General features: G+C 74.3%; 3 protein-coding genes and 1 pseudogene. 2 read left to right on the top strand and 2 right to left on the bottom strand.

What is annotated here, in order from left to right:
- Positions 1–674: pseudogene (locus ACRX5S_RS01445) on the bottom strand (alkene reductase); the annotation flags it as partial.
- 147 nt (positions 675–821) lie between these two features.
- Here ACRX5S_RS01445 and ACRX5S_RS01450 point away from each other — a divergent pair.
- The gene (locus ACRX5S_RS01450; protein ID WP_436770810.1) at positions 822–1,670 is read left to right on the top strand and encodes a helix-turn-helix transcriptional regulator; all 849 of its coding nucleotides are present in this window, start codon (positions 822–824) and stop codon (positions 1,668–1,670) included.
- Positions 1,671–1,795: 125 nt separating this feature from the next.
- Here ACRX5S_RS01450 and ACRX5S_RS01455 read toward each other — a convergent pair whose 3' ends face one another.
- A complete protein-coding gene (locus ACRX5S_RS01455; protein ID WP_436771134.1) occupies positions 1,796–2,623 on the bottom strand; it encodes a bifunctional 5,10-methylenetetrahydrofolate dehydrogenase/5,10-methenyltetrahydrofolate cyclohydrolase in 828 nt (275 codons plus the stop codon).
- Positions 2,624–3,086: 463 nt separating this feature from the next.
- Here ACRX5S_RS01455 and ACRX5S_RS01460 point away from each other — a divergent pair, with 463 nt between their 5' ends.
- Positions 3,087–4,805, top strand: coding sequence for a SpoIIE family protein phosphatase (locus ACRX5S_RS01460; protein ID WP_436771135.1), 1,719 nt, complete (start codon positions 3,087–3,089; stop codon positions 4,803–4,805).
- Positions 4,806–4,870: the final 65 nt, after the last annotated feature.

Here is a 4,870-nt window from a genome sequence, read left to right on the forward strand (position 1 = left end):
TCCACCACCTCCAGCAGGAGGCGCCGGCGCCGGGCCGGGTCGCCGCCGTATGCGTCGGTGCGGACGTTGAGCCGAGGGTTCAGGAACTGCGGGAACAGCGAGGACCCGAGCGCGTGGATCTCGACGCCGTCGAACCCGGCCCGGCGCGCGTTTCCGGCCGCGTGCCGGAACTCCCCCACGGTCTCCGTGATTTCCGCGACCGTCATGGCGCGCGGCGTCGGCGTCGGTTGGAACCCCGCCGCGGTGAAGGACTGTTCGTGCGGGTTCACCTCCGACGGCCCCGCCGGGAGCGCGCCCCCGAGGTGGTCCGGATGCGAGGCCGCCCCGACGTGCCAGAGCTGCTGCACGATCCGCCCGCCCACCGCGTGTACGAGGTCCGTCACCCGGCGCCACGCCGCCACCTGCGCGTCCGAGTGGATCCCCGGCACGTTCACGAACCCGACAGCCCGCTCACTCACCCACGTCCCCTCCGTCACCATCAGCCCCGCACTCGCCCGCTGCGCGTAGTAGGCCGCGTGCAGCTCGGTCGGGGTCCGCCCCTCGTTCGCCGCCCGGGCGCGAGTCAGCGGAGCCAGAATCATCCGGTTGGGAAGGCTGAGCCCGCCCAGTCGCACGGGCTCCAGCAGCGGCTGGTCCAGGGCGGTGACCGCAGGTGCGGCATCGGCGGTACGCATGGTGTTCCTCCTCGTCACGGGCCCTCATGAGCCTCGGGCCCATCCTGCGAGCCCGCGGACCGGACAAGGAGGCCAAGATCAGACTGGTACTGGCAGGGCGACCCTCGGCGCCCCCGCACCGCCGCCCGGCCGGTGACAATGGGACATATGGACAGCACCGACCTCGGCCGCTCGCTGCGCGCGTGGCGCGACCGCCTCGCCCCCGCCGAGGCGGGCCTGCCCACCGGACCGCGCCGTCGCACTCCAGGGCTGCGCCGCCAGGAGCTGGCGACCCTGGCCGGGCTCTCGGTCGAATACCTCGCCCGCCTCGAACAGGGCAGGGCCGGACGCCCCTCCGCCGCGGTCCTGGGCCCGCTCGCCCGCGCGCTGCGCCTCACCGACGACGAGCGCGACCACCTCTTCCGTCTCGCCGGGCACGCCTCGCCCGCACCCGGCATCGCGTCCACGCACGTGACGCCCGGCGTGCAGCGCATCATCGACCGCCTGCACGACGCCGCCGTCGTGGTGGTCGACCCGGTCTGGAACGTCGTGCTCGCCAACCCGCTCGCGGTCGCCCTGCTCGGCGACGACGTCACCGGCGACGACGGCGAACCCAACGTCCTGCGCCGCCACTTCACCGGTCGGCCCTCGCGCGTCGTACGCACGCCCGAGGAGGCCGCGGCCTTCGAGGCGTACGCCGTCGCCGACCTCCGCGCCGGCCTCGCCCGCTATCCCCACGACCCGCGCGTTCGCGGCCTGCTGGACGAACTCCGTGCGTGCAGCCCGTCGTTCGAGTCCCGCTGGACCGGTGCGGCGGACATCTCGGCCGGCACGTCGCAGCTCAAGACCGTGCAGCACCCGCAGGTCGGCCGCCTCGCGCTGGACTGCGACGTACTGGAGGCCACCGGATCGGCGCTGCGGCTCGTCGTCTACACCGCGGCCCCCGGATCGCGCGACCAGGAGTCGCTGAACCTCCTTGCCGCGCTTGGCACTCAGGCGTTCCCGGCACGCCCCTGACCTGCCGCCCCCCGGCGTCCGGCGGCCCCGGGAGCGGAAGTCGAGGGAACAGGCACGGCCCGGCTCGTTTCACACCGCCGCCCGTTCCGCGGAAGTCGAGGGACAGGCGCCGGGCCCGGCTCGTCCTACACCGCCGCCCGTTCCGCGGAGTCCATGGTCTGCTCCAGAAGCAGCGCGATCGTCATCGGCCCGACCCCGCCCGGGACCGGGGTGATCAGGCTCGCCCGTTCCGACGCGCCTTCGAAGTCCACGTCCCCGACGTTGCCTTCGTTGTAGCCGGCGTCCACGACAACCGCACCGGGCTTGAGATCCGCGCCCTTGATCAGGGCGGCGCGGCCGACCGCGGCGACCACGATGTCGGCCTGGCCGACGATCTCCGACAGGTCGCGCGTGCGCGAGTGGCAGTACGTCACCGTGGCGTCCCGCGCCAGCAGCAGCATGCCCGCAGGCTTGCCGAGGATCGCGCTGCGGCCGACCACCACCGCGTGGCGGCCGGAGAGTTCGACGTCGTACGCGTCGAGCAGGCGCATGATCCCGCCCGGCGTGCACGACACGAACCCGGGCAGCCCGAAGCTCATCGCCGCGAACGACATGCTGGTGACGCCGTCCACGTCCTTCTCCGGGGCGATGGCGTCGAACGCCGCGCGTTCGTCGATGTGTTCGCCCACCGGGTGCTGGAGCAGGATCCCGTGCACCGCGGGGTCGGCGGACAACGCGCCGATGGTGTCCACGAGTTCAGCGGTGCCGATCGAAGCGGGCAGCGCGATGTGGCGGGACTCGATACCCGCCTTGTCGCAGCGGTTGCGCTTCATCCGGACGTACGTCACCGACGCCGGGTCCTCGCCCACCAGCACCGTCGCCAGGCACGGCACCACGCCCGTGCGCTCGTGCAGGACGCGGGCGCGTTCGGCGGTGCGGTCCACCATGTCGCGGGCCAGGGCGGTGCCGTCCATGAGTCGTGCGGTCACGTGCGTCTCCCGAGTGATCTCGCATCGAGGTCGCCCAGGCGCGCGGCACGCGGGTTCGCGTCGGACCGCCCAGGAAACAACGGTCGGGCGGGCCGCTCCACGGTGGTACTCCACCTCAGCGCCAGTCACGGCCCCGGCCCATTGTAGGTCGAGCTCCCCAAGCCACCCGGAACGGGCCGCGGGCGGCCCGACCGGCCCAGGCGCCGGCCGCCCATGAGCGCCTCCCGGGGACTCCCTGGCCGGTGCGGAACGTGGGGGCCACGGTCCCGGTTCCGCGCAGGCCGCTGGTACGTCTGGGGCACCCCGGAGGTCCGCGGGGTCTGAAAGGGCGTCCGCGGAGGTATCCGTCCGGGGAGCGCCGGGGCGTACCGGCGCTCCGCTCGGGTGCGCGCGGGGGCGCGGACGGCCCCGGGAGCACGCGGGAGCACTCGGGAGGAGAGGTCGCGTGATGTCGGCGGACGAGGTGCCGGACGTGTTCGGCGACGTGGCCGGGCTCTGCGCCGCCCTCGTCGACGGCACCGAGGCCGGGGTGGCGGTGTTCGACGCCGACCTGCGCTTCCGCTACGTCAACCCGGCCCTCGCCCGCATCAACGGGATCCCGGCGGCCGACCACATCGGGCGGCGCGTCCGCGAGGTCGTCCCCGGGATCGACGCCCGCGAGGACGTCATGGGCCAGGTGCTGGAGGACGGCGTCGCCCGGGTGGGCGTGACGTCCGGCCACACGCACGTGACCTCGCCGCACGCGCAGCGCTACTGGCGCGGCAGCTTCCACCGCATCCATCTCGGCGGCGGACACCCGGGCCTCGCCCTGCTGATCCAGGAGGTCAGCGAGGACCGCAGGATCCTGCACGAACTGGAGCGGGCCCGCGAGCGGCTGCTGCTCCTGGACGCCGCCACGGTGCGCATCGGCACCACGCTGGACGTCGAGACGACCTGCCAGGAACTCGCCGACCTGCTGACCGAGGCCATCGCCGACGGCACGACGGTGGAGGTGCTGCCCGGGCGCGGCGAGAACGCGCGCTCTCCGCGCGGCCGGACCCGGCTGCGGCGCACCGCCATGGCCGCCCGTCCGGCCCTGCGCGCGGTCATGCGGGGGTTCGGCCCGCCTGGCGACTACGTGGACTACCAGCCGACGGCGACCATCACCCGGGTACTCCAGACCGGCCGGGCGGAGGTCGACAACCAGCTCGACGACGAGGCGCTGGGCCGCCGGGCGCCGAGTCCGGACCGGGTCGGGCCGTACCGTGCGGCGGGCATCCACTCGATCCTGGTCGTGCCGCTGTCGGCGCGCGGCGCCCGCGTCGGCACGGTGACGATGGTGCGGCAGGGCGAGTCGCCGCCGTTCGACAACGACGACGTCGCGGTGGCGCAGGCGCTCGCCGACCGGGCGGCGGTCAGCCTGGACAACGCCCGGCGGTACGCCCGCGAGCACGGCATCGCCGTCGAGTTGCAGCGCAGCCTGCTGGCCACGCCCGGACAGCCCGGTGACGGGCTGGAGGTGGTCGGCCGCTACCTGCCGGCCGGGGCGCAGGACCTGGTCGGCGGCGACTGGTTCGACTCGGTGCGGCTGTCCGGCGGCTGGACGATGCTGGCCATCGGGGACGTCATGGGCCACGGCGTCGAGGCCGCGGTCGAGATGAGCCAGTACCGGGCGGTGCTGCGGGTGCTCGCCGCGATGGACATCCCGCCGAACGTCATCCTCCAGCGCATGGACACCCTGCTCACCTCGCTCAGCGGCGAGCGCCCGGCGACGCTGCTGCTCGGTGCCGCGGACCCGGCCAACCGGGTCTGCGCGTTCGCCAACGCCGGGCACCTGCCGCCGGCGTTCATCGCGCCGGACGGGTCGGTGTCGCTCGTACGCCTGCCGGAGGCGCCGCCGATCGGGGTGGGGGTCGCGGGCCCGTACAGCACCGTCGTGGTGCGCTGGCCCGAGGACCATCTGCTGCTGATGTACACCGACGGCCTGATCGAGCGCCGGGGCGTGGACATCGACCACTCGCTCGACCAGCTGGCCGGACTGCGGCTCAGCCCCGGCGCGTCGAGCGAGACGCTGATCGACGAGATCGTGGCGGCGCTGGCCCAGCCGTCGCCGGACGACGACACCGCGGTGCTGCTTGCGCGCGTGGTCCCGCCGGAGCTGGGCCGGGCCGGGCTGCCGCGGCTGTGATCGCGTCCGGAACCGGTGCCCCGGGTTCGATGCAAGAAAGGCGTGAGGCCCGCCCGGCGGATGCC

Origin of the sequence: Yinghuangia sp. YIM S09857 (assembly GCF_051388915.1) — a bacterium.
Classification (GTDB): domain Bacteria; phylum Actinomycetota; class Actinomycetes; order Streptomycetales; family Streptomycetaceae; genus Yinghuangia.